Raw genomic sequence first — 25,436 nt, 5'->3', positions numbered from 1 at the left:
CGCCTGCACCGCCAGCCCGCCGCCGTCCGCCCGGGCACGCCGGCGCCCGCACCGCGGCCGCCGCGCGCCACCGGCCCCGCGACCACCCGGCTGCTCGTCCTGCCGCCCGACCTGCGGGGGGCCGCGCTGCCCGGGGACGAGCCCCTCTCGCCCCCCGCGCAGGGCGCCCCGGGCACGCCCCCCGACGGGATCCGCACCCCCGACTGGGCGCGCACCGGCGCGCCCGCCCCCCTCGCCGTCGGCCGCGACGCCCAGTGGGTCGCCTTCCCGCAGGTGCCCTCGGCGACGCGTCGCGCCCCGGTCGTCGTCCCGGCGGGGCCCGGCCCCCGGACCCCGACCTACCCGGATGCCCCGCACGACCCCGCCGGCCGCGCCGACCCCGCCGGCACCGGGCCGCGCCAGCCCGTGCCCGCCGCCGGCCCGCGCCGGCCCCCGGCCCCGGTCGCGGTCCTCGTCCTGCCCGACGGGCGGACGGTCGCCGTGCAGCGCACGACGCTGCTCGGGCGGCGTCCCGTGCTGCGCGACGGCCTCGACGTCGTCGAGCTCGTCGACCCGGCGTGCACCGTGTCCAAGACGCACGCGCAGCTCGACGTGTCCGCGGACGGCCTGTGGCTCGCCGACTGCGGGTCGACGAACGGCACCCTCGTCGTGCTGCCGACGGGCGACGAGGTGCAGGTGCTGCCCGGCCGTCGCGTGCGGCTGGCGGCGGGCGTGGGCGTCCGGCTCGGGGGCCTGGCCCTCGAGGTCCGCTCGGTCCCCGGGACCCCGCGCGTGGACGCGCCCGGTGCGCGGTAGGGTGCCGGTCATGCCCGGTCGTACGTCCCGGCGGCTCCGCCGCAGCCTCCTCCTTCGCTGCCGCGACGAGGCCTGACCGCCGTCCCCCTCGTCGCGGAGTCCCGGCCGACGGCTGCCCCCCGAGCACAGCTGAGGACGACCCGATGAGCCAGACCGGCAGCACCACGACCCGTTCCGACCGCCCCACCAGCACCGCCGTCACCCCGTACGACGTGCGCAACCCCCAGCGCCCGTCCGGCATGCCGGTGCACCGCTACCGCCCGTTCCACGAGCAGATCCGCGTCGACCTGCCCGACCGCACCTGGCCCGGCCGGCGCATCGAGCAGGCCCCCCGCTGGTGCGCCGTCGACCTGCGGGACGGCAACCAGGCGCTCATCGAGCCCATGAGCCCGGCCCGCAAGCTCGAGATGTTCGAGCTGCTCGTGCGGATGGGCTACAAGGAGATCGAGGTCGGCTTCCCGGCGGCGTCGCAGACGGACTTCGACTTCGTCCGGATGCTCGTCGAGGAGGGCCGCATCCCCGACGACGTGGTCATCCAGGTGCTGACGCAGGCGCGCGAGCACCTCATCGAGCGCACGTACGAGGCCATCGCCGGCGCAAAGCAGGCGATCGTCCACCTGTACAACTCCACGTCGGTGCTGCAGCGCGAGGTGGTGTTCCGCAGCGACGAGGACGGCATCCTCGACATCGCCGTCCAGGGCGCGCGCTTCTGCAAGAAGTACGCCGAGCTCGTCCCCGACACCGAGGTGTTCTACGAGTACTCGCCCGAGTCCTACACGGGCACGGAGCTGGAGTACGCGGTCCGGGTCGTCAACGCCGTGCTGGACGTCTGGGAGCCGACACCCGAGCGCAAGGTCATCGTCAACCTGCCGGCCACGGTCGAGATGGCCACGCCGAACGTCTACGCCGACTCCATCGAGTGGATGGGCCGGCACCTGCACCACCGCGAGAACGTCGTCCTGTCGCTGCACCCGCACAACGACCGCGGCACCGCCGTGGCCGCGGCCGAGCTGGGCTACCTGGCCGGCGCCGACCGCATCGAGGGGTGCCTGTTCGGCAACGGCGAGCGCACGGGCAACGTCGACCTGGTGACCCTGGGCCTCAACCTCTTCAGCCAGGGGGTCGACCCGCAGATCGACTTCTCGGACATCGACGGGATCCGTCGCGTCGTCGAGCGCTGCAACCAGATGCCGGTCGCCGACCGCCACCCCTACGGCGGCGACCTCGTCTTCACCGCCTTCTCCGGCTCCCACCAGGACGCCATCAAGAAGGGCCTGGACGTCCTGGACGCGAAGGCCGCGGCGGCCGGTCGGCCGGTCGGGGACGTCGAGTGGGCGGTGCCGTACCTGCCCATCGACCCCAAGGACGTGGGCCGCAGCTACGAGGCGATCATCCGCGTGAACTCCCAGTCGGGGAAGGGCGGCATCTCCTACCTGCTGAAGTCCGAGCGCGACCTCGACCTGCCGCGCCGCCTGCAGATCGAGTTCTCGCAGGTCGTGCAGCGCCACACGGACGCGCACGGCACCGAGGTGACCGCCGACGAGCTGTGGAAGATCTTCAACGACGAGTACCTGCCCGTGGAGCCCGGGGGCCCGCTGGCGCCCTGGGGACGGTTCCGCCTGCGGGGCACGCGGACCACGTCGAGCCCCGAGGGGCCGGACACGCTCGCGGTCGAGCTGTCCGAGGGCGGCACGGTCCGCAGCCTGCACGGCACGGGCAACGGGCCGGTCGCGGCCTTCGTCGACGCGCTGGCCGGCGTGGGCGTCGAGGTCGCGGTCCTCGACTACGCCGAGCACGCCCTGTCCGCGGGCGGGGACGCGGCGGCGGCGGCCTACGTCGAGTGCCGTCTGGGCGACCGGGTGCTGTGGGGCGTGGGCATCGACCCGTCGATCACCACCGCCACGCTCAAGGCGATCGTCTCCGCGGTCAACCGCGCCACCCGCTGACGCCCGTCGCGTGCGGGCCGGCGCCCCGGCCCGGCCCGCACGAGCGCGTACGCCACGGTACGGTCGGGTGTCCCCGTCCCGTGGAGGAACCCGCCGTGGAGCGCCTGCCCGTCCCCGTGGGCGAGTTCGGCGTGCTGGACGCGCTCACGGACGTGGCGCACGGGGAGTTCGTCGACGGCGACCCCTGGCGCGCGGCCGAGCGGGCCGCCGCCGGGGTCGCCCTCGCCGACGCGGCCGGCGACGACCGCTCGGCCCGGTTCTTCCTCTTCATCGGCGGGCGGGCGCTGTTCGCCGTCGGGCAGGCCGAGCCGGCGCTGCAGTGGGCGCTCGAGCTGGAGCGGCGCTCGGCGGGGGACCCCGAGCCGTACTGGCGCGCCAAGGCGGTCATGCTCCGCGCCCTGGCGACCCGCCGCGAGGGCCGGCACCACGAGGTGCTGGAGCTCGTCGCCCGCGCCTGGGTGCTCACCGGCGTGCCCGACGGCCGCCGCTACAACCAGACGTCGGCCGCCGTGCTGCTGGCCGAGGCGCTGCGGACCGTCGAGCTGTACGAGCAGGCGGACGCGGTCATCCGGCAGGCGGCGCCCCTCATCGGGGACGGCGCGGCGCCCGGGGTGCTCGTCGAGGGCCTGCGCACGCTCGTCGAGTGGGCGGCGGGCCTGCAGCTCATCGGCCGGCACGAGGAGGCGGCGCGCGTGCTGGAGCGCATGGCCTCGCAGGCCCTGCACCTGCAGCGGCTGACCCGGCGGGCCCCCGCGTCCGGCGCGTGGACGTTCGCCCAGGTGGGGCTGGCGTGGGTCGAGCTGGCGCTGGGAGAGCCGGTCACCGCCCTGCGGCACGTGGAGTCCCTGCGCGCGCAGGTCGAGCGGCGCCGCGGGCGGCCCGAGTGGTTCGTCGCCACCGCCACCCGCGCGCTGGCCCTGCTCGCGCTCGGCCGTCTCGAGGAGTCGGAGGTGCACCTGCACGCCCTGCGCGCGGAGGCCGAGACGGGCCTGCGCGACGTGTGGTCGACGGTCGCCGACGACGCGCTGCTGGCCGTCGCGCTGCGCCGCCACGGCGACCACCCGGCGGTCGAGCACGCGGCGCGCATGTTCCGCCGCGCGCAGGACCTGCTGTGGGCGGAGCGGTCCGAGCGCTTCGCGGCGATGCTCGCGCAGGTGCAGATCCACGAGCTGCAGGTGGAGTCGCGCCGGGTGGCGGAGCTGTCCGTGCTCGACGGCCTCACCGGGGTCGGCAACCGCCGGGCCATCCAGTCCTTCCTCGACCGGGCGCCGGGGCCCGTCGCGGCGCTCTTCGTCGACGTGGACCGCTTCAAGGAGGTCAACGAGACCTTCTCCCACGTGGTGGGCGACGACGTGCTCGTCCGGCTCGCCGAGGAGCTGCGCTCGTCCGTGCGGGTGGGCGACCTCGTGGCCCGCTACGGCGGCGACGAGTTCGTCGTCCTGCTCGACGCCACCCCCGGTGCCGCCCCGGACGCCGTGCCCGACCTCGACGCGCGGGCCGCGGAGCTCGTCGCCCGGGTCCGCGCCGTGCCGTGGGAGGCCGTGCACCCCGGCCTGCGGGTGACGATCTCCGTGGGAGCCGCCGTGAGCACGGACGGCGACGCGCTGCTCGCCGAGCTCAGCGGCGCGGTGCTCGAGGCGAAGCGGGCGGGGCGCGACACGCAGGTCACCCGCGCCGGCGTCGGCGGCTGAGCGGCCGCCGGCGGGGGATGATGGCCCCGTGAGCCTGTACCGCGACGAGGCGATCGTCCTGCGCACCCACTCCCTGGGCGAGGCCGACCGCATCGTCACCCTGCTGAGCCGCGAGCACGGCAAGGTGCGCGCGGTCGTCAAGGGCGTGCGCCGCACGGGGTCGCGGTTCGGGTCCCGCCTCGAGCCCTTCCAGCGCGTGGACCTGCAGCTGAGCACCGGCCGGAACCTCGACGTGGTGACGCAGGCGGAGACCCTCGACGCCTCCGCCCGGGCGATCGCCCCGGACTACGCGCTGTACACGGTCGGCACCGTGATGCTCGAGACCGCCGAGCGCCTCGTCGCCGACGAGCGCGAGCCCGCCGTGCAGCAGTACCGGCTGCTCGCCGGCGCCCTGCGCGCCCTGGCCGCCCGCGCCCACGCCCCCGGCCTCGTCCTCAACTCCTACCTCCTGCGCGCCACGGCGGTCGCGGGCTGGGCGCCGAGCTTCACCGAGTGCGCGCGCTGCGGCACGCCGGGGCCCCACGCGGCCTTCGCGGTCGCGTCGGGCGGGGCGGTCTGCCCCGTCTGCCGCCCGCCGGGCTCGGCCGCCCCCGCGCCGGAGACGTTCACCCTCCTCGCCGCGCTCCTCGAGGGGGACTGGGAGGTCGCCGACGGCAGCGCCGAGCGCCACCGCGGGGAGGCCGACGGCCTCGTCGCGGCGTTCTGCCAGTTCCACCTCGAGCGCTCCCTGCGCTCGCTGCCGATGGTGGAGCGCGTCTGATGGTCCGCCGCCGCCGCGAGGACCCCGCCCCGCCCGCCGCCCCGCGGGTGCCCGTCCCGCCGCCGCCGCACCCCAGCGGCGAGCGCGCCCCCGTCCTCCCGCGCGAGCTCGTGCCGCGCCACGTCGCGGTCGTCATGGACGGGAACGGGCGCTGGGCCAACGCCCGCGGACTGCCCCGGACCGCCGGGCACGCGGCGGGGGAGGCCTCGCTCCTCGACGTGGTCGCCGGCGCCATCGAGGTCGGCGTCCAGCACGTCTCGGCCTACGCCTTCTCGACGGAGAACTGGTCGCGCTCGCCGGAGGAGGTGCGCTTCCTCATGGGCTTCAACCGGGACGTGCTGCGCCGCCGCCGGGACCTCATGGACTCCTGGGGCGTGCGGGTGCGGTGGGCCGGCCGGCGCCCGCGCCTGTGGCGGTCGGTCATCAGCGAGCTCGAGACCGCGGAGGCGCAGACCCGGGACAACACGGTCTGCACCCTGACGATGTGCGTCAACTACGGCGGTCGTGCGGAGGTGGCGGACGCCGCCCGGGCCATCGCGGAGGAGGTCGCCGCGGGCCGCCTGCGCCCGGACCGGGTCGACGAGAAGCTCTTCGCCCGGTTCCTCGACGAGCCGGACCTGCCCGACGTCGACCTCTTCGTGCGGTCCTCCGGCGAGCAGCGCACGTCGAACTTCCTCATCTGGCAGGCGGCGTACGCCGAGCTCGTCTTCCTCGACGAGCCGTGGCCGGACGTGGACCGCCGGCACCTGTGGCGCGCGGTGGAGACGTACGCCCGCCGCGACCGCCGCTACGGCCGCGCCGTGGACGCCGTGGACGCCGTGGACGCCGTGGAGGACGCGGCCCCGGCCGCGGCGCCCGAGCCCGCGCGCGACGCGTCGACGTCCGCCGCCGGCGGCTCCCCGACCGCTACGGTCGGCCCGTGAGCCACTCCTCCGGCCCGGCGGCGGGCCTGTCCCTGGGCATGGTGACGGTCGACAGCGCGGACCCCGTGCCCCTCGCGCGCTGGTGGGCCGGCGTGACGGGTGGCACCGTCCGCGACGAGCACGGGGGCGCGTTCGTCATGGTCGTGCCCGGACGGCGCGCGGCGCTGCCGGTCCTGGGCTTCCAGCGGGTCGACGACCCCACCCCCGGCAAGAACCGGGTGCACCTGGACCTCGGCGCCGACGACCGGCTCGGCTGGTCGCGCCGGCTCCAGGAGGCGGGCGCCACCCTCGTCGGGGAGCACGCCCTGCCGGGCTTCACCTGGAGCGTGCTGGCCGACCCGCAGGGGAACCAGTTCTGCCTCTCGCAGCCCGACGGCGCCTGAGGACGACCACCACCCCGGCGACGAGGAGCAGGGCCCCGACGAGCGCCCAGGGCGAGCGGGCGGCCAGCGCGACGGCGGCCCACCACGCGCCCAGCCCGACGGTGGACCAGACCACGGCCCACGCGGCGGAGCCCGGCACGGACGCGACCGTGAAGCGTGCGTACGGCAGGCGCACGACGCCGGCCGCCGCGAAGACCGCCGACTGCACCCCCACGGTGAGGTAGGCGACGGCCACCACCGGAGCACCCCAGCGGCGCACGAGCCGGACGCCCCGCGCCACGGCCGCCGACCGCGTCCAGGCGTCGGCCCGCCCCACCGCGCCGTGCCACCACGCCGGGCCGGTCGCGTCGGAGCGGCGCTGCGCGTCCCGGGCGTGCTCGGCGCCGCGCGTGACGGCCCGGCCGAGCCAGTAGATCGCGTGCGAGCGCAGCAGCGCCCCGGCGAACAGCAGCAGCACCACGGCGACGACGGGCCAGCCCTCGAGCCCGTAGGCGGCCGCCGCGTCCTCCACCCGACGATCGTAGGCAACCGCCCGGGACCGCCCCGCCCCGTCCGGCACGGCCCGGCACGGTCTCGACGGCCCGCGCCGCCTCCGCACCGCCGCGGGCGCGACGGCGGCCCCCCGGCCCGCCGCTAGGCTGGTCGCGAACCGCTCCGCGACCTCCAGCCGCGGAGCCTGTCGATCCCAGGAGCGTTGAATCGTGGCTGCCCCGTCCCGTCTGGACAACGTCGTCTCCCTCGCCAAGCGGCGGGGGTTCGTCTTCCCCAGCGGCGAGATCTACGGCGGCACCCGCTCCGCGTGGGACTACGGGCCCCTCGGCGTGGAGCTGAAGGAGAACATCAAGCGCCAGTGGTGGCGGGCGATGGTGACGAGCCGCGACGACATCGTCGGCCTCGACTCCTCGGTCATCCTGCCGCGCCAGGTGTGGGTGGCCTCGGGCCACGTCGGCGTCTTCACCGACCCGCTGACGGAGTGCCTGTCCTGCCACAAGCGCTTCCGCGAGGACCAGCTGCTCGAGGAGTACGCCGAGCGCAAGGGCCACGAGGCCGAGGGCGGCCTCGCCGGGCTGCCCTGCCCCAACTGCGGCACCCGCGGCCAGTGGACCGAGCCCCGCGACTTCAACATGATGCTGAAGACCTACCTCGGCCCCGTCGAGGACGAGTCCGGCCTGCACTACCTGCGGCCCGAGACGGCGCAGGGCATCTTCGTGAACTTCAAGAACGTCTACACCGCCGCGCGCATGAAGCCGCCGTTCGGCATCGGCCAGATCGGCAAGTCGTTCCGCAACGAGATCACGCCCGGCAACTTCATCTTCCGCACCCGCGAGTTCGAGCAGATGGAGATGGAGTTCTTCGTCGTGCCCGGCACGGACGAGGAGTGGCACCAGTACTGGATCGACGCCCGGACCGAGTGGTACACGGGCCTGGGCATCGCGCAGGACAACCTGCGGCACTTCGAGCACCCGAAGGAGAAGCTCTCCCACTACTCGAAGCGCACCGTCGACATCGAGTACCGCTTCGGCTTCACGGGCTCGGAGTGGGGCGAGCTCGAGGGCATCGCCAACCGCACGGACTTCGACCTGTCGACGCACTCGGAGCACTCGGGCCAGGACCTGTCGTTCTTCGACCAGGGCAAGGGCGAGCGCTACACCCCGTACGTCATCGAGCCCGCGGCCGGCCTGACCCGCTCGCTCATGGCGTTCCTCGTCGAGGCGTACGCCGAGGACGAGGCGCCGAACACGAAGGGCGGCGTCGACACCCGCGTCGTGCTCAAGCTCGACCCGCGCCTGTCGCCGGTGAAGGCCGCGGTGCTGCCCCTGTCGCGCAACGAGCAGCTCTCGCCGAAGGCCCGCGACCTGGCGGCCGAGCTGCGCCGCTCGTGGAACGTCGACTTCGACGACGCCGGCGCCATCGGCCGCCGCTACCGCCGCCAGGACGAGATCGGCACGCCGTTCTGCATCACGGTCGACTTCGACACCCTGGAGGACCAGGCCGTGACGATCCGCCACCGCGACGACATGTCGCAGCAGCGCGTCGCCCTCGACCAGGTCACGAGCTACCTGGCCCAGCGCCTCATCGGCTGCTGACCGGGCCCTCGTCCCGGGTCCCCGACCCGCACGGCCCCCGCCACGCCGCCCTCCGACGGCCGGACCCGCTCCGGCAAACGGCCGGAGGGCGGCGGCGCGTGGGGACATGCCACGAGCTCGCGGTCGGCGCCGTCATCTGGCTCCTCCGGGGTCGTCCGGGCGCGCCGGATGGCGGCCTCGTGCAGCGGTCCTCGGCGGCCCTCGCGCTCCCCGGTCGGGTCGGCACCGGTCACCCTGTCCACAGATCTCTCGGGGCGCGTCCCGGCGTCGTCGCGGGCTGGGCATGATCGGCCGGTGCTGCCCGCGCCGATGCCCGTCGGTCTGCTCCTCCTGGCCCGGCGCCAGGCAGGGCTGCTGTCCACCCGTCAGTGCGACGACGGCGGCGTCCCCCGTGGCGCGTCGCCTCCCTCGTGCGGGCCGGCCTCCTCGCGCGCGTGACCTCCGGGGTGGTCGACGCGACCGGCGAGCTGGGGCGCTCCGGCATGGGCGCGTCGCCCCTGACGGCCGAGGACCGGGCCCGCTGCCGCGCGGCCTGGGCGGCGCTCCTGGCGTACGGGCCGAGGGCCGTCGCGGTGGGCACCAGCGCGCTCGCCCTGCTGGGGGTCCACGGGCTGCCGCCGACCATCGTCGGGCAGGTCGCGCTGCCCGCCGGCGACCACCGGCGCCCGCGCGGGGGCCTCGCCACGCGGCACCTCCCGGGCGTCCCGACGGTCCGCGTCGGCACGGCGCGCGTCGCGTCCCCCGTGCACGCGACGGCTCAGGCGCTGCCGCACCTTGACCGGCGTCACGGCGTCGCGGTGCTGGACAGCGCGCTGCAGCGCCGTCTCCTCGTCGAGACCGACCTGGCGGCGGTGGACGCGCTGCTGCGGGGGCGACGAGGGGCCGCGGCGGCACGACCTCTGCTCGCCCTCGCCGACGGGCGGTCCCAGTCGCCGCTCGAGTCGTGGGCGCGGCTCGACCTCACCGATGCCGGCCTCCCGCCCGACGAGCTGCAGGTGCCGGTCCGCACGGCGGACGGTCGCACCGTCGCCCGCGGCGACCTCGGCTGGCGCCTGCCCGGCGGGCGGTGGCTCGTCGCCGAGATCGACGGCGCGACGGTCCACGGCACGCCCGAGGCGGTCTTCGCGGACCGGCGCCGCCAGAACGCGGTGGTCGCCACCGGCACGGTCGACCTCCTGCGCTTCACGGCCCACGACCTCGGCCCGAGGGGCCGCCTCGTCACGACGATCGGCACGCACCTGGCCGCCGCGGGACGACGTGCCCGCACCACCGGCACCGGCTCCTGACACGGCGCCCCGGTCGACGCATGACTCGATCGCCCGGCCACCGGTGTCGCGACGCCGCCATCCGCCGTCCGCGGCGCCGCCCTCGACGGTCGGATGGCGGCGCCACTGTGTCCCTTGCTCGGTGAGCCGGTCCGGCGCCGTCATCCGGCGGCCCGAGCGCGGCCAGCGGCGGTCAGAGGGCGGCGTCGCCGAGCGGCGCGGGGGGCGGGTGACAATGGGGGGGTGACGACCCTGGCCGAGGACACCGACGTGACCGGGGGCGCGCCCGCGCCCGTGCTGCCGCCGCTGCGGATCGGGCCGATCGTCAGCGAGACGCCCGTGGTGCTGGCGCCGATGGCGGGGGTCACCAACGCCGCGTTCCGGCGGCTCTGCCGCGAGAGCGGCGCCGGGCTGTACGTCGCGGAGATGGTGACCTCGCGGGCGCTCGTCGAACGGAACGTCGAGTCGCTGCGCATCATCGCGCCCGACGGGGACTTCCGGCCGCGCTCCATCCAGGTCTACGGCGTCGACCCGGCGACGGTCGGCGCGGCGGTGCGCATGGTGGTCGAGGAGGACCGCGCCGACCACGTCGACCTCAACTTCGGGTGCCCGGTGCCCAAGGTCACCAAGCGCGGCGGCGGTGCCGTGCTGCCGTGGAAGCGCGAGCTCTTCCGTGCCATCGTCACCGCCGCGGTCGACGCCGCCCGCGGGTCCGACGTGCCCGTGACCGTGAAGATGCGCAAGGGCGTCGACGAGGAGCACCTCACCTATGTCGAGGCGGGCCTCACGGCGCAGGAGGTCGGCGTCTCGGCCGTGGCGCTGCACGGGCGGACGGCCGCGGACCACTACAGCGGCACCGCCGACTGGGACGCCATCGCGACCCTCAAGGAGGCGGTCACGGACATCCCGGTGCTCGGCAACGGCGACATCTGGTCGGCGGAGGACGCGCTGGCGATGGTCGCCCACACGGGCGTCGACGGGGTCGTCGTCGGGCGCGGGTGCCAGGGGCGGCCGTGGCTGTTCGCCGACCTCGAGGCGGCCTTCGCCGGTCGCCCGGACCGGGTGCGGCCGGGGATGCGGGACGTCGCGACGACGATGCGGCGCCACGCCGTCCTCATGTGCGAGGTGTTCCCCAGCGAGCACAAGGCGCTGTCCGAGATGCGCAAGCACATGGCCTGGTACCTCAAGGGCTACGTCGTCGGCGGGGACCTGCGGGCCCGGCTGGCGCAGGTGAGCACCCTCGTCGAGCTCGACGACCTGCTCGCCGAGCTCGACCTGGACCAGCCCTACCCGGGCGGCCCCGCGGAGGGGCCGCGTGGCCGCGCGGGATCGCCGAAGCGCCCCGCCGTGCCCGACGGCTGGCTCGACTCCCGCGAGCTGTCCGAGGAGTTCCGCCGCCGCCTCGCGGAGGCCGAGCTCAGCGTCTCCGGCGGCTAGGGGTGACGGAGGCCCCGGATCGGGGCAGCGCGAGGCCGGCCGGGCGACACGCCACCCGTTGTCTGGACCCGTTCCAGACAAGCGTGCGAGAGTGACGCCATGGCGACGGACGTGGTGGGGCGGCTGCGCGCAGCCGGTCTGCGCGTCACCAGCCAGCGGACCGCGGTGCTCGAGATCCTCGACGCGGCGGGCCGCGTCGGCCACGGCGCCCCCGGCGACGTGTCCGGCCACCCGCACCTGACGGCCGCCCAGGTCGAGCGCGCGACCCGCGCCCGCCTCGGCGCCGTGTCCACCCAGGCGGTCTACGACTGCCTCGACGCGCTCACCGCCGCAGGCCTCCTGCGGCGGATCGAGCCCGCCGGCCACCCCGCGCGCTTCGAGAGCCGCGTGGGGGACAACCACCACCACCTCGTCTGCCGCGGCTGCGGCACGATGGTCGACGTCGACTGCACGCACGGCTCCGCGCCGTGCCTGCGCCCCGACGACGACCGGGGCTTCGCGCTCGACGAGGCGGAGGTGACGTTCTGGGGGCTGTGCCCGGCCTGCCGCACGCCGGCAGCGCCCTGACGCAGCACCCCCCAGGACCGCGAGCACCCGGCACCCGGCCGGGCGCCACCACCGAGAGGACCCCATGACCGACGTCGCCTCCCAGCCGTCCGCCCCCGACGACGACCGCCCCGTGCTGACCAACCGCCAGGGCCACCCCGTCTACGACAACCAGAACCAGCGGACGGTCGGCGCCCGCGGTCCCGCGACGCTCGAGAACTACCAGTTCCTCGAGAAGATCAGCCATTTCGACCGCGAGCGGGTCCCGGAGCGCGTCGTGCACGCGCGCGGCACCACCGCCTTCGGGTACTTCGAGGCGTACGGCTCCCTCGGCGACGAGCCGATCAGCCGGTACACCCGCGCGAAGCTGTTCCAGGAGAAGGGGAAGCGCACGGACGTCGCGGTGCGCTTCTCGACCGTCGCCGGCGGCCGCGACTCCTCCGAGGCGGCGCGCGACCCCCGCGGCTTCGCCGTGAAGTTCTACACGGAGGACGGCAACTGGGACCTCGTGGGGAACAACCTCGGCGTCTTCTTCATCCGCGACGCCATCAAGTTCCCGGACTTCATCCACTCCCAGAAGCCGGACCCGGTGACGTTCGAGGCGAACGTCGCCAACCGCGCCTTCGACTTCTTCAGCCAGACGCCCGAGGCCATGCACATGGTCACGCTCGTCTTCGGCCCGCGCGGCACGCCGGCCTCCTACCGGACGATGCAGGGCTTCGGCGTGAACACCTACAAGTGGGTCGACGCCGACGGCGGGACGGTGCTGGTGAAGTACCACTGGCTGCCGAAGCAGGGCGTGAAGTCGTGGACCGCCGCGGACGCGGCCGCCGTCCAGGCGCAGACCCTGGGTGCCCACACGAAGGACCTCTACGACGCCATCGAGGCGGGCGACTTCCCCGAGTGGGAGCTCCACGTCCAGATCATGAGCGACGACGAGCACCCCGAGCTCGACTTCGACCCGCTCGACGACACGAAGGTCTGGCCCGAGGAGGCCTTCCCGCTGCGTCCCGTCGGCCGGATGGTGCTCGATCGCAACGTCAGCGACAACTTCGCCGAGAACGAGCAGATCGCCTTCGGCACGGGCGTGCTCGTCGACGGGCTGGACTTCTCCGACGACAAGATGCTCGTCGGCCGGACGTTCTCCTACTCGGACACGCAGCGCCACCGCGTCGGGCCGAACTACCTGCAGGTGCCCGTGAACCAGCCCAAGGTGCCGGTGCACACCAACCAGCAGGGCGGCCAGATGTCGATGGGCCGCGACGACGTGGGCGCGAACCCCCACGTGAACTACGAGCCCTCCATCACCGGGGGCCTGCGCGAGGCGACCTACCCGACGCACGACGACCAGGGCCCGGAGATCACCGGCCGCCTCACCCGGAAGCGGATCCCGCGCACGAACGACTACGCGCAGGCCGGCGAGCGGTACCAGCTGTCCGAGCAGTGGGAGAAGGACGACCTCGTCCTCAACCTCACCACCGCGCTGCTCCAGTGCGACCGCCCCATCCAGGAGCGGATGGTCTGGCACCTGCTCCTGTGCGAGGACGAGCTCGGCCTGCGCGTCGGCGACGGCCTGGGGATCTCGCCCGACGACGTCCGGCACCTGCCGCCGCTGCAGAGCCAGACCCTGTCCGACGAGGAGCTGGACCGCCTGGCGAACCTCGGCAAGAACGGCCCGCGGGACGTCACGGGCCACGTCATGACGCACTGCGTGCCCAACGAGCACGTCGTCGTCGCCGGCTGAGGACGAGCACCGACGGGACGGGGACCCGGTCGCCACGGCGGCCGGGTCCTCGTCGTGTCCCGTGGTGGGCGCTCGCCGTCGTGCTCGTCGGGGTGCTGCTGGCGACCGGCGCCCTGCCGGGGGGCGCCGCCCTCGCGCTCGCGAGGAGGACGCTGCCGGTCCTCGCGCTCGTCGCGGCGCTCACCGTCGTCGCGGAGCTGTGCGCCGGCGCGGGCCTGTTCGCCGCGGCGGCCGACGTGGCGGCGCGCGCCGGCCGGGGTCGGCGGCCCGTGCTGTGGGCGCTCGTCGTCGTCCTCGCGGTGCTGTCGACGGCCGTGCTCTCGCTCGACACGACGGCGGTGCTGCTCACGCCCGTGGTCGTCGCGCTGGCACGGCGCACGGGCTCGTCGCCCCTGCCCTTCGCGCTCCTCGTGCTCGCGCTCGCCAACACGGCCTCGCTCGTGCTGCCCGTCTCCAACCTCACGAACCTGCTCGCGCAGGACGCCCTGCGGCGGGCGGACGCCGCGTTCGCGCCCCTGCTGGCCGCGCCCGCGGCGGTGGCGGTCGTGCTGACGGTGGCGCTGCTGGCGGTGCGGGACCGCCGGGCGGTCGCCGGTCGCTACGGCCTCGCGCCGTCCCGGCCCGTCCCGGACGCGCCCCTGCTGCGGGCCACGGCGGTCGTCGTGGGGCTCCTCGGGGTGGCCTTCGTCCTCGGGCTGCCGACGGCCGCCGCCGCCCTCGTCGCCGCGATCGCGCTCCTCGTCGCGACGCGGGTGCGCCGCCGCCCCCTGCCGGTCCCGCCCGCCGACCTCGTGCCGTGGCGGACGCTGCTCGTCGTCGCCGGGCTCTTCGCCGCCGTCGAGGCCGCGCACGTCGCGGGGCTGGGGGAGGCGCTCGCGGTCGCCGCCGGCGACGGCACGGGCCCGGGCGCGCTCCTGCGGCTGGCCGCGACGGCCGCCCTCGCGGCGAACGCGGTGAACAACCTGCCCGCCTACCTCGCGCTGGAGCCCGCGGCCGCCGGCGACCCGCTGCGGGTCGCCGCCGTGCTCGTCGGGACCGGCGTCGGCCCGCTGCTCACGCCGTGGGGGTCGCTCGCGACCGTCCTGTGGTGGCAGCGGTGCCGGCAGGTCCTGCTCGACGTGCCCGTGCGGGCGGTCGTCCTCCAGGGCGTGCTGCTGGCCCCGGTGGTCGTCGTCGGGGCCACGCTGGCGCTGGCGCTCGTCGGCTGACGCCGCTGACGCCGCCGGCGGCGGGACCTCAGGCCGGCAGGCGCAGCCAGACGGTGGTGTCCGTCGGCAGCACGGCGTGGTCGCCGTCGCCGCCGAGCGGCCCGGAGGCGACGAGCACCTCGGCCCCCGCGGGCAGCGGGGTCGGGTCGCAGCCGACGTTCGCCACGACGAGCGCCGGGCCGTTGCGGAAGGCGAGGACCCCGTGACGCCCGGCGCCGGGGTCGTCGCCGTGCTCGGTGGCCAGGCCGTGCGGCTCGCGCCCCTCCGCCGTGCCCGGGGTCACGGGGGTGACGGACCCGGTGCCGGCCTCCGGCGCGCCCACGGCGTCCGGGCCGAGCAGCACCCACGTGAGGTCGCCGCTGCCGAGGTCGAGCTCGCGCCGCACCCGCAGGGCGGCGCGGTACGTCTCGAAGGTCGAGCCCGGCACGCCGCGCTGCGCCTCCGCGGCGTACTGCCCCCAGCCCGCGGGCTGGGGGAGCCAGCTCTCGCCCGTGGGGGAGAAGCCCGCCGCCGGCGCCGCCGGGTCGGCCGACCACGGCAGGGGCACGCGGCAGCCGTCGCGGCCGAGCTCCTCGCCGCCCGTGCGGAAGAAGGCGGGGTCCTGGCGGACGGCGGGGTCGAGCTCCGTGTGGTCGGGCAGGCCGAGCTCCTCGCCCTGGTAGAGGTACGCGGAGCCGGGCAGGCCGAGCAGCACCAGCGACGCGGCGCGGGCGCGCTGCAGCCCCACCACGGGGTCGGGCTGGACGTCGTCGGGCCCGATGCCGTTGGGGCGCTCCGTCGGGTCGGGCAGCCCGAACCGGGTCGCGTGCCGGACCACGTCGTGGTTGGACAGGACCCAGGTCGTCGGCGCGCCCACCTCGTCGTTCGCCGCGTAGGAGGCGGTGACCACGCGGCGCAGCGCCCCGGCGTCCCAGCCGGCGACGAGGAACGCGAAGTTGAAGGCCGTCTGCAGCTCGTCGGGCCGCACGTACAGCGCGAGGCGGGACAGGGGCTCGACCCAGGCCTCGGCGACCATGGCGCGGTCGCCGTCGTAGGCGTCGAGCACCCGGCGCCAGGCCCGGTAGACCTCGTGCACGCCGTCCTGGTCGAAGATGGGGTTCGGGTGCGCCTCGGTCGCGTCGTCCACGGCGGCGACCGGGTCGTCCTCGGCCCCGTCGACCATCCGCACGTGCCCGGCCCAGTCCGGCAGGCCCTCGGCCTTCACGAGACCGTGGGCGACGTCGATCCGGAAGCCGTCGACGCCGCGGTCGAGCCAGAAGCGCAGGACGTCCTCGAACTCGTCCCGCACCTGCGGGTTCGACCAGTCGAGGTCGGGCTGCGTGGCGTCGAACAGGTGCAGGTACCACTGGCCCGGCGTGCCGTCGGCGTTCGTCGTCCGCGTCCAGGCACGGCCGCCGAAGATGGACGACCAGTTGTTGGGGGGCTCGTCGCCGCCCGGTCCGCGGCCGTCGCGGAAGAGGTAGCGGTCGCGGGCGGGGGAGCCGGGCGGGGCGGCGAGCGCCTCCTGGAACCACGCGTGGTCGGCCGAGGTGTGGTTGGGGACGAGGTCGACGACGACGCGCAGGCCGAGCTCGTGGGCCCGGGCGACGAGCGCGTCGGCGTCCTCGAGCGTGCCGAACAGCGGGTCCACGTCCCGGTAGTCGCTGACGTCGTAGCCCGCGTCGTTCTGGGGCGAGCGGTAGAACGGCGACAGCCAGACGGCGTCGACGCCGAGCTCGACGAGGTGGTCCAGGCGTGCGGTGATGCCGGGCAGGTCGCCGATGCCGTCGCCCGAGGCGTCCGCGAAGGACCGCGGGTACACCTGGTAGATGACGGCGTGGCGCCACCAGGCGCCCCCGGGCCCGTCGGCGGGGTGGACGAGGCCGTCCTCGACCGGTCCGGGGGCGGTGCCGGCGGCGGTGGTGGCGGCGGCGTCGGGGCGCGCGGGGGCGTGCGAGGTCACGAGGGGTCCTCCGTCGGTGGGGGTGGGCTGGCTCAGGCGCCGGCGCGGTGGGCCGGCACGCGCGTGCCGGCCGGCCGGGTGCCCGTGGGGGCGTCCGCGGCGCGCAGGGGTGCGGGGCCGGTGGAGCCGCGCACGATGAGCTCGGGCTGGAAGAGCAGCTCCGTGGTGGCGGCGCTGCTGCGGGAGATCTCGGCGACGAGCGCGCTCACCGCGGCGTGCCCCATGGCCTGCACGGGCTGGCGCACGGTGGTGAGCGGCGGGTCGGTGAACGGCACGAGCGGGGAGTCGTCGAACCCGACGACGGACAGGTCGCGCGGCACGTCGAGGCCGAGCGAGCGCGCGGCGCGCACGGCGCCGAGGGCCATGAGGTCCGAGCTGCACACCATGGCGGTGTGCCCCGTCGCGAGGAGCTGCTGCGCCGCGGCCTGGCCGCCCTCGACGGTGAACAGCGTGGAGACCACGTGCTCCTCGGGGTCGTCGACGTCGAGCTGCTCGCGCAGGTTGCGCACGAACGCGGCGTGCTTGCGCTGCGCCGGCAGGAAGCGCTGCGGGCCCGTCGCCAGGCCGATGCGCCGGTGCCCGAGCTGCACGAGGTGCCGCACGGCGAGGTCGATCGCCGCCGCGTCGTCGGTGGAGACGGTCGGGGCCGCGATCCCGGCGGCGGCGCCGTTGACGAAGACGACCGGGACCTTGCGCTGGAGCAGGCGCTCGTAGCGGTCCGTCGAGGCCGCCGTGTCGGCGTGCAGGCCGGAGACGAAGATGATGCCGGCCACCCCGTGCTCGAGGAGCACGTCGACGTACTGGTCCTCCGTGGTGCTGCCGGGGGACTGGGTGCACAGCAGCGGCGTGTAGCCGCGCTCGGTGAGCATCGTCTCGATGACCTGCGCGAACGCCGGGAAGACCGGGTTGCTCAGCTCCGGGACGATGAGACCGACGAGCCCGACGGACCGGGTGCGCAGCTTCTCGGGGCGCTCGTAGCCGAGCACGTCGAGCGCGGCGAGCACCGCCTGGCGGGCCTGCGTCGAGACGCCGTGCTTGCCGTTGAGCACGCGCGAGACCGTCGCCGTGCTGACGCCGGCGAGCTCGGCGAGGTCGGCCATGCGCGTGCGCTCGGGCAGGGCGGGGGTGTCCACCAGACCTCCTCGTCCTGGTCCGTGCCGGCGTCGCCCGGGTCGTGCCCCCGGGCGACGCCTGGAAAAGCGTTGCATGTCTTGCAAGCGCGTGTGCGCCGCAATCTAACGGGCGGCGACGAGACGCTGCAACGACCGCGCCGACGGCGGTGCCGTCGTGCCGCGCAGCACGAGCTCGGGCGGCAGCAGGATCTCCGTGCGCGCACCCCCGCCGGGGGCCGCCCGGCCGCCGCGCATCTCGTCGAGCAGCGCCTGCACCGCGGTGGCGCCCACGCCCTCCACGTCCTGCCGCACCGTGGTCAGGGGCGGGTCGGTGAAGCGCAGCAGCGGCGAGTCGTCGGAGCCGACGACGGAGACGTCCCCGGGCACCGCCAGGCCCGCGGCGCGGACGGCCCGGACCGCGCCCAGGGCCTGGAGGTCGGAGGCGCAGACGAGCGCCGTCGCCCCCGCCGCGAGCAGCCGGGCGGCGGCCCGCTCCCCGCCCTCGGCCCCGTACTCGTCGTGGGCGACGAGCCCGGCCGCCTCCGGGCCCAGCTCGCGCTCGGCGACGAGGGCCGCGAAGGCCGCCGCGCGCCGTCGGCTCGGGGTGTACCGGACGGGCCCGAGGACCAGGCCCACGCGGACGTGCCCGAGCTGGCGCAGGTGGCGCACGGCCTGGCGCGTGCCGAGCGCGTCGTCGTGCGCCACGGCCGGCACGTCCAGTCCGGGGACCGCTCCGTTGACCAGCACGAACGGCATGCCGTCGGCGTGCAGCGCGTGGTAGCGGGCCGGGTCGGCCTCCGTGTTCGCGTGGAGGCCGGAGGCGAAGACGACGCCCGCCGCGCCGTGCGCCCGCAGGACGCGGACGTAGGCGTCCTCGTGCACGCCGCCGGGCGTGAGGGTGCACAGCAGCGGGGTCAGGCCGGCGGCCGCGAGGCAGCGCTCGACGACCCCGGCGAAGCGGGGGAAGACGGGGTTGCCGAGGTCCGGCAGGACCAGCCCGACGAGGCCGCGGGCGACGGGCTCGGGCACGCCGACCCCGTCCGGCACCGGGGGCGTCGCACGCTCGGCGAGGTGGGCGGGGCGCTCGTAGCCCAGGACGTCGAGCGCGGTGCCGACCCGACGGCGGGCCGCCGCCGAGCCGCCCCGGTCGTTGAGGACGCGGCTGACGGTGGCGACGCTGACCTCGGCCCGGGCGGCGACCTCGGCCAGCACGGGCGGCCGGTGCGCGCGGGCGGCGCCGGCAGCGGCAGCGGCGGGGGCGGCGGCGCCGGGTGCCGCCGGGGCGGGGGCGCCGGGAGCGGCGGGGACGGCCGTGGGCGTCCGGGGCGGCACGGCGGTGGGCACGGCTGGAGCGTAGGGGCTCGCCCCTCCCGTCGGGTCACGGTTCTGCAACGGATTGACAGCGTCTTGCTGGCCGTGAAAACGAGTTGCTACGGTGACGGGGTCGCAGCGTGGCGGTCCTCGTCGAGGACGACCGCCGCGTCGCCGGCCACTTCCAACGACGGAGAGACAGGACGACATGCGCAGCATCACATCGAGGATCGCCCTCATCGCCAGCGTGGGCATGCTCGCCGCCGCCTGCAGCGGCGGCGGCGGGGGCAGCACCGAGGAGACCGGCGCCGCCCCCGAGGCGAGCGAGCCCGTCGCCAGCGAGAGCGCCGCCCCCGTCCGGGGCGACGAGGAGCTCGTCATCTGGACCGACGCCCTCAAGCTCGACGCCGTCCAGGCGGTGGCCGACGCGTTCGCCGAGGAGAACGGCATCTCGGTCGGCGTGCAGGCCATCGTCAACACCCGCTCGGACTTCATCACCGCGAACCAGGCCGGCAACGGCCCGGACGTCGTCGTCGGCGCCCACGACTGGATCGGCCAGATGGTCCAGAACGGCGCGGTCGACCCGCTGCAGCTGTCGGCCGCGGACCTCGGCGGGTACGCCGAGAACGCCATCCAGGCCGTGACCTACGACGGCCAGATCTACGGGCTGCCCTACGGCGTCGAGGCGCTGGCGCTCTACTGCAACAAGCAGTACGCGCCCGACACGTACGCCACGCTCGAGGACGTCATCGCCGCCGGCCAGGCCGCGGTCGACGGCGGCCAGGTCGAGTCCGCGCTCAACGTCGCGCAGGGCGACGTGGGCGACGCGTACCACATGCAGCCGGTCCTCACCTCGATGGGTGGCTACCTCTTCGGGCAGAACCCGGACGGCACCTACAACGCCGACGACCTCGGGCTCGCGACGCCGGGCGGCCTCGCCGCGGCGCAGAAGATCTACGACCTCGGCGAGGCGGGCTCCAACGTCCTGCGCCGGTCGGTCAACGGCGACAACAGCATCGCGCTGTTCGCCGAGGGCCGGGCCGCGTGCCTCATCTCGGGCCCGTGGGCGCTCAACGACATCCGCGCCGGCATCGGCGAGGACGCCTACACGATCCAGCCCGTCCCCGGGTTCGCCGGGCAGCAGCCCGCCCAGCCGTTCCTCGGCGCGCAGGCCTTCTACGTCGCCTCCAACGGCCAGAACAAGACCTTCGCCCAGGAGTTCGTCACCAACGGCGTGAACAACGCCGAGGCGATGACCACGATGTACGAGCTGGCGAACCTGCCCCCGGCCCTCACGGAGGTCCGTCAGGCGATCGCGGCGGACAACCCCGACTTCGAGACCTTCGCGCAGGCGGCGGACAACGGGAACCCGATGCCCGCTCTGCCCGCGATGGCGGAGGTGTGGGCCCCGCTCGGCCAGGCCTACTCGGCCATCATCGGCGGCGCCGACCCGGCGACGACGATGCAGCAGGCCCAGGACACCATCTCCGCGGCCATCGCGGGCTCCTGACCCGACGCCCGCCCCCGGGACCCGGCCGACGCCGGGCCCCGGGGGCGGGCGGCCCGTCGCCGGACACCCCCCTCGGCCGCCGCGCCCTTCCCCGGCGGCCGGACGCCCGCACCCCCGCACCCCCGCGCCCCGGCGCACCCCCGCGACACCGCCGTCGCCCGGCCGACCCGCCGGCGTGGCGCCGCCCGCCCTCCTCGCGCCCCTCCCGCGCCCCGCCGCCCGCGCCACCCGGAGCCCTCCGTGACCATCGCCCCCAGCCGCCTCGTCACCCCACCGCCGGACCGGTCCCGCCCCCGCTCGACGCTCGCGGGGCGGGGCACCTCGACGGTCCTGCCGCTCGTCGTCAAGGTCGTCCTGCTCGGCCTCGTCGCCGGCCTGGCGATCGCCGTCACCCCCGCGCTCGTGCGCGACGGCTCCTGGGTGTTCGTCGGTGGCCTCTGGGCGGTCGTCGTCGTCCTGCTCGCGGTCTACGCCACGAAGCGCGCGGTCCCGCTCAAGTACCTCGTGCCGGGCTCGCTGTTCCTCGTCGTGTTCGTGGTCTACCCGATCCTCATGACGGCGCAGCTCAGCTCCACGAACTACGGCGACGGCACCCGCGGCACGAAGGAGGCCACCGTCACGCGCATCATCGGCGCGTCCGCGGTGCAGGTCCCCGACGCCCCGTCCTACACGCTCGCCGTGGGCACCACGGGTGGCGTCGCGGACGGGCCCTTCACGTTCTACCTCGTCGACGAGGCCACCGGCGACGCGTTCGCGGGCGACGCCGAGGGCCTCACCGAGCTCGGCGCCGACGACGCGACCATCACGGACGGCGTCGTCACCGAGGTCCCCGGCGTCACGCTGCTGACGCGTTCGCAGATCAACGACGCCGGCCAGGCGGGCGGCGGCCTCGAGGGCTTCACGGTGCCGGCGGGCGAGAACAGCGTCATCCGGCAGCAGGGGTTCAGCGCGGTCGAGCTCACGTCGCCGCTCGTCTACGACGAGGCGGCCGACACCATCACGAACAGCGAGACCGGCGAGGTCTACACGCCGCAGCGCGCGGCCAGCGGCGACCGCTCCTACTTCACCGCCGAGGACGGCACGCGCCTGTCCGACCAGTCGTGGGGCGAGAGCATCGGCCTCCAGAACTACGTGCGGGCCTTCACCGACCCCGCCATCAGCAGCGACTTCATCAGCATCTTCCTGTGGACGCTGCTGTTCGCCGTCGGGTCCGTCGGGTCCACGTTCTTCCTCGGGCTGGCCCTGGCGGTCGTGATGAACGACGACCGGGTGCGGGGCCAGCGGCTCTACCGCTCGCTCATCCTGCTGCCCTACGCCATCCCGGGCTTCATCGCCCTGTCCATCTGGTCCGGCTTCTGGAACCGCGACTTCGGGCTCGTGAACGACCTGCTCGGGCTGGACGTCAACTGGCTCGGGCAGACCGGGACGGCGCGGCTGGCCGTGCTGCTGACGAACCTGTGGATGGGCTTCCCGTACATGTTCCTCATCTGCACGGGGGCGCTGCAGTCCATCCCGGGGGACCTCAAGGAGGCGGCGTCGCTCGACGGCGCGAACGGCTTCATGCAGTTCCGGAAGGTCGTCCTGCCGCTGCTGCTCGTCGCGGTGGCCCCGCTGCTCGTGGCGTCCTTCGCGTTCAACTTCAACAACTTCAACGCCATCCAGCTGCTCACGGAGGGCGGCCCGTTCAGCCCGGCGAACCCGACGGCCGGCGGCACCGACATCCTCATCAGCTACACCTACCGCCTCGCCTTCGGCAACGCGGCCCAGCAGATCGGGTTCGCCTCGGCGATCTCCGTGCTGCTCTTCATCCTGACCGGCCTTCTCGCGGCGGCCCAGTTCCGCGCGACCCGCAGCCTCGAGGACGTGAACCGATGAGCACCGTGGCCCCCACGACCGGACCCACCACCCGCGCGGGCGGCAGGGGCGGCAGCACCCCCGGCGACGACCGGACGCGCGCCGGGCGGCGCCGGCGACGCTGGTGGCAGGAGGTGGGGTGGCGGCACGTCGTCGGCGTCCTCGCGATCGTCTACGCCATCATCCCGATCCTCTACATCCTGTCCGCGTCCGTGAACCCCATCGGCTCCGTGGTCTCCACCGACCTGTTCCCCACGACGATCAGCTGGGTGAACTACGAGGAGCTGTTCGGCAACCCCGGCCGCCCGTTCGTGCGCTGGTTCCTCAACACGTTGCTCGTCGCGGTCGTGGTGGTCGCGGGCCAGCTCTTCGCCTCGGCCCTCGCCGCGTACGCGTTCTCGCGGTTCCGGTTCAAGGGCCGGCGCGGCGGGCTGCTCACCCTGCTGCTCATCCAGCTCTTCCCGCAGTTCCTCGCCGCCGTGGCGCTGTTCCAGATGTTCACCGACCTGGGCCGGTCGGTGCCGCAGATCGGGCTCGACACCCTGCCGGGCTACATCCTCATCATGCTCGGCGGCGCCCTCGGGCAGGTGTGGCTCATCAAGGGCTTCTTCGACTCCATCCCCATCGAGCTCGACGAGGCCGCGAAGATCGACGGCGCCGGCCACGCCCAGGTGTTCTTCCAGGTGATCCTGCCGCTGGTCCGCCCGATCCTGGCGACGACGGGCCTGCTCGTCTTCGTCGGGGTCTTCGGCGAGTTCCTCCTCGCCTCGATCTTCCTGCGGGAGACGAACATCAAGACGGTGGCGGTCGGGCTCTACGGCGTGCTCGACGCGGACCGGTCCAACAACCTCGGGTGGTTCGCCGCGGCGTCCGTCGTCGTGTCGATCCCCGTCGTGCTGCTCTTCCAGTACCTGCAGAAGTACATCGTCGGGGGCATCACGGCCGGCGCGGTCAAGGGCTGATGACGGGCACGACGGCAGCCGCCCCCGACCGGCGCCGCCCGCTCGACCAGCCCCACCACGACGGCTCGCCGCTCTACGGACCGCAGGGCACGCCCGCGCCCGGGGACACCGTCCCCGTGCGGGTGCGCGTCCCGTCGGTGCCCGGCGCCGACGCCCGGGACGCCACCGTCGTGCTGCGCTCGGTGCGGGACGGCGAGCCCGTGCTCCGCCCGGCGCGGCTCGACGGCTCCGACGCGGCGGGCGCGTGGTTCGTCGCCGACCTCGAGGTGGCCAACCCCGTCACGTCCTACCGCTTCGTGCTCGTCGAGGGCGGTCGCTACTCCGTCCTCGACGGGACGGGGCTGCACGCGCGGGACGTGTCCGACGCGCACGACTTCCGCCTGGCCACGCACCCCGGGCCGCCGGGCTGGGTGGCGGACCAGGTGGCCTACCAGGTCTTCCCGGACCGCTTCGCGCGGTCCGGGGCGGTGCGCACGCCGCCGGCGTGGGCGGTGCCGGCGGCCTGGGACGACCCCGTCGTGCACCGGGGACCGCTCACGCCCCGGCAGCTGTACGGGGGCGACCTCGACGGCGTCGTGGCGCACCTGGACCACGTGGTCGACCTGGGCGCGACGCTGCTCTACCTCACCCCCGTGTTCGAGGGCCGGTCGAACCACCGCTACGACGCGGTCACGTTCGACCGGGTCGACCCGCTGCTCGGGGGCGACGAGGCGCTGGGCCGGCTCGTCGCGGCGGCGCACGCGCGGGGCCTGCGCGTCGTGGGGGACCTCACCCTCAACCACACCGGCGACGGGCACGAGTGGTTCCGCCGCGCCCAGGCCGACCCCGGCGCGCCGGAGGCGGCGTACTACACCTTCCGCGAGCACCCCCACGACTACGTCTCCTGGCTCGACGTGCCCTCCCTGCCGAAGCTCGACCACGCGGCCCCGGGCCTGCGGCGGGCCCTGCACGAGGGCCCGGGCTCCGTCGTCGACCGGTGGCTGCGGGCGGGCCTGGACGGGTGGCGCATCGACGTCGCCAACATGACGGGGCGCCTCGGCACGGCCGACCTCGCGCACGACGTGGCGCGGTCCGTGCGCGCGACGATGCCGCCCGACCGGTGGCTGCTCGCCGAGCACGGCCACGACGCCGCGGGGGACCTGGACGGCGACGGCTGGCACGGGACGATGGACTACGCCTCCTTCACGCGTCCGGTGTGGACGTGGCTCAACGGGGGCTCGGCGGCGGGCCCCGGCCGGCCGCACGGGCTGTCCTACCTCGGCATCCCCGTCCCCGTGCCGGTGCTCCCGGCGACGGCCGCGGTGGCGACGCTGCGGGAGGTCCGCGCGCGCGCGCCGTGGCGGTCGTGGGCGGCCTCGACGCTGCACCTGGACTCCCACGACACGCCGCGGTTCCGGACCGTCGCCGGCGGCGGCACGCACGGCGGGGTGGACCGGGAGGGTCACGGGCGCGGCCGGCACCTCGTCGGGCTGGCCCTCCAGACGACCCTGCCGGGCGTCCCGAGCGTCTTCATGGGCGACGAGCTGGGGCTCACGGCCGTCGACGGCGAGCACGCGCGCACCCCCTTCCCCTGGGACCGGCGGGACACGTGGGACACCCCGACGCTGGAGGCGTACCGTGCGTGGATCGCGCTGCGGCGGGCCTCCCCGGCCCTGCGGCACGGCTCCCTGCGGTGGGTCGACGTGGGCGAGGACCACATGACGTTCCTGCGCGAGCACCCCGACGAGCGCGTGCTCGTCCACGTCGCGCGCGCCGACCACGCCCCGGTGGTCCTCCCCGCCGCCGCGCTCGCGCTGCCCGGGGCCGCCGCCGCCGAGACCCTCGTCGGCGAGCCCCTCGTCGCCGGGCCCGCGGGGCACGTCGTCCTGCCCGGGGCGGGGCCGGCCGCGCACGCCTGGCGCCTGCCGACCGCCTGACCCACCCCTCGCACCCTGCCGCCCCACCCTGCCGCCCCACCCTC

At 75.5% G+C, this 25,436-nt stretch carries 20 protein-coding genes; 16 read left to right on the top strand and 4 right to left on the bottom strand.

From position 1 onward, the window contains the following. The 6 genes from EJA20_RS10040 to EJA20_RS10015 all read left to right on the top strand — a co-directional run. Window positions 1-795, top strand: a 795-nt coding sequence (locus EJA20_RS10040; RefSeq protein ID WP_129338013.1) for an FHA domain-containing protein, incomplete at its 5' end; no start/stop codon positions are given. A gap of 239 nt (window positions 796-1,034) precedes the next feature. Beyond that, window positions 1,035-2,741 carry a 2-isopropylmalate synthase gene (gene leuA, locus EJA20_RS10035; RefSeq protein ID WP_240675326.1) on the top strand — a complete coding sequence of 569 codons (1,707 nt, stop codon included), beginning with the start codon at window positions 1,035-1,037 and terminating at the stop codon, window positions 2,739-2,741. Window positions 2,742-2,836: 95 nt separating this feature from the next. After that, window positions 2,837-4,432 carry a GGDEF domain-containing protein gene (locus EJA20_RS10030; protein WP_129338011.1) on the top strand — a complete coding sequence of 532 codons (1,596 nt, stop codon included), beginning with the start codon at window positions 2,837-2,839 and terminating at the stop codon, window positions 4,430-4,432. 28 nt (window positions 4,433-4,460) lie between these two features. Beyond that, complete coding sequence (gene recO, locus EJA20_RS10025) at window positions 4,461-5,192, top strand: DNA repair protein RecO (protein ID WP_129338010.1); 732 nt, start codon at window positions 4,461-4,463, stop codon at window positions 5,190-5,192. Further along, window positions 5,192-6,115, top strand: coding sequence for an isoprenyl transferase (locus EJA20_RS10020; RefSeq protein ID WP_129338009.1), 924 nt, complete (start codon window positions 5,192-5,194; stop codon window positions 6,113-6,115). The genes recO and EJA20_RS10020 overlap by 1 nt, the downstream gene beginning before the upstream one ends. Further along, the gene (locus tag EJA20_RS10015) at window positions 6,112-6,498 is read left to right on the top strand and encodes a VOC family protein (protein ID WP_240675316.1); all 387 of its coding nucleotides are present in this window, start codon (window positions 6,112-6,114) and stop codon (window positions 6,496-6,498) included. Before EJA20_RS10020 ends, EJA20_RS10015 begins: the two co-directional genes overlap by 4 nt. Here EJA20_RS10015 and EJA20_RS10010 read toward each other — a convergent pair. Continuing rightward, window positions 6,431-7,009, bottom strand: a complete 579-nt coding sequence (locus tag EJA20_RS10010) for a DedA family protein (protein ID WP_129338008.1) — start codon at window positions 7,007-7,009, stop codon at window positions 6,431-6,433. The genes EJA20_RS10015 and EJA20_RS10010 overlap by 68 nt on opposite strands. 190 nt (window positions 7,010-7,199) lie before the next feature. Between EJA20_RS10010 and EJA20_RS10005 the strand changes: the two genes are divergently transcribed. The 6 genes from EJA20_RS10005 (at window position 7,200) to EJA20_RS09980 (ending at window position 14,785) form a co-directional block, all read left to right on the top strand. Beyond that, window positions 7,200-8,585: a glycine--tRNA ligase gene (locus tag EJA20_RS10005; protein WP_129338007.1), complete on the top strand. Its 1,386-nt coding sequence runs from the start codon at window positions 7,200-7,202 to the stop codon at window positions 8,583-8,585. 434 nt (window positions 8,586-9,019) lie between these two features. Next, window positions 9,020-9,871 (top strand): hypothetical protein, encoded by an 852-nt coding sequence (locus EJA20_RS10000; protein ID WP_129338006.1) that lies wholly within the window; start codon window positions 9,020-9,022, stop codon window positions 9,869-9,871. 222 nt (window positions 9,872-10,093) lie between these two features. After that, entirely contained in the window at window positions 10,094-11,287 is a 1,194-nt protein-coding gene (gene dusB / locus EJA20_RS09995) for a tRNA dihydrouridine synthase DusB (protein WP_338068816.1), read from the top strand. A 99-nt stretch (window positions 11,288-11,386) separates the two neighbouring features. Then, on the top strand, window positions 11,387-11,854 hold the full coding sequence (locus EJA20_RS09990; protein WP_129338004.1) for a Fur family transcriptional regulator: 468 nt from the start codon (window positions 11,387-11,389) through the stop codon (window positions 11,852-11,854). A gap of 64 nt (window positions 11,855-11,918) precedes the next feature. After that, a complete protein-coding gene (locus tag EJA20_RS09985) occupies window positions 11,919-13,577 on the top strand; it encodes a catalase (RefSeq protein WP_129338003.1) in 1,659 nt (552 codons plus the stop codon). Continuing rightward, complete coding sequence (locus tag EJA20_RS09980) at window positions 13,574-14,785, top strand: SLC13 family permease (RefSeq protein WP_129338019.1); 1,212 nt, start codon at window positions 13,574-13,576, stop codon at window positions 14,783-14,785. The genes EJA20_RS09985 and EJA20_RS09980 overlap by 4 nt, the downstream gene beginning before the upstream one ends. 28 nt (window positions 14,786-14,813) lie before the next feature. Here EJA20_RS09980 and EJA20_RS09975 read toward each other — a convergent pair whose 3' ends face one another. From EJA20_RS09975 to EJA20_RS09965, 3 genes are all read right to left on the bottom strand, one after another. After that, complete coding sequence (locus EJA20_RS09975; RefSeq protein ID WP_129338002.1) at window positions 14,814-16,727, bottom strand: glycoside hydrolase family 13 protein; 1,914 nt, start codon at window positions 16,725-16,727, stop codon at window positions 14,814-14,816. A 32-nt stretch (window positions 16,728-16,759) separates the two neighbouring features. After that, a complete protein-coding gene (locus EJA20_RS09970; RefSeq protein WP_240675320.1) occupies window positions 16,760-17,827 on the bottom strand; it encodes a LacI family DNA-binding transcriptional regulator in 1,068 nt (355 codons plus the stop codon). Between the two features lie 135 nt (window positions 17,828-17,962). Continuing rightward, complete coding sequence (locus tag EJA20_RS09965; protein WP_240675313.1) at window positions 17,963-19,183, bottom strand: LacI family DNA-binding transcriptional regulator; 1,221 nt, start codon at window positions 19,181-19,183, stop codon at window positions 17,963-17,965. A gap of 175 nt (window positions 19,184-19,358) precedes the next feature. Here EJA20_RS09965 and EJA20_RS09960 point away from each other — a divergent pair, with 175 nt between their 5' ends. From EJA20_RS09960 to EJA20_RS09945, 4 genes are all read left to right on the top strand, one after another. Continuing rightward, window positions 19,359-20,660, top strand: a complete 1,302-nt coding sequence (locus EJA20_RS09960; protein ID WP_129337999.1) for a sugar ABC transporter substrate-binding protein — start codon at window positions 19,359-19,361, stop codon at window positions 20,658-20,660. A 240-nt stretch (window positions 20,661-20,900) separates the two neighbouring features. Beyond that, window positions 20,901-22,535 carry an ABC transporter permease subunit gene (locus EJA20_RS09955; RefSeq protein WP_240675311.1) on the top strand — a complete coding sequence of 545 codons (1,635 nt, stop codon included), beginning with the start codon at window positions 20,901-20,903 and terminating at the stop codon, window positions 22,533-22,535. Then, complete coding sequence (locus EJA20_RS09950) at window positions 22,532-23,476, top strand: sugar ABC transporter permease (protein WP_129337998.1); 945 nt, start codon at window positions 22,532-22,534, stop codon at window positions 23,474-23,476. The genes EJA20_RS09955 and EJA20_RS09950 overlap by 4 nt, the downstream gene beginning before the upstream one ends. Continuing rightward, complete coding sequence (locus EJA20_RS09945) at window positions 23,476-25,392, top strand: glycoside hydrolase family 13 protein (RefSeq protein ID WP_129337997.1); 1,917 nt, start codon at window positions 23,476-23,478, stop codon at window positions 25,390-25,392. Before EJA20_RS09950 ends, EJA20_RS09945 begins: the two co-directional genes overlap by 1 nt. The last annotated feature ends 44 nt before the right edge of the window (window positions 25,393-25,436 follow it).

The organism is Cellulomonas endophytica, from assembly GCF_004123805.1.
Classification (GTDB): Bacteria; Actinomycetota; Actinomycetes; order Actinomycetales; family Cellulomonadaceae; genus Cellulomonas; species Cellulomonas endophytica.
The sequence above is the reverse complement of the archived record's forward strand: the minus strand, read 5'-3'. Positions and strand labels throughout refer to the sequence as shown.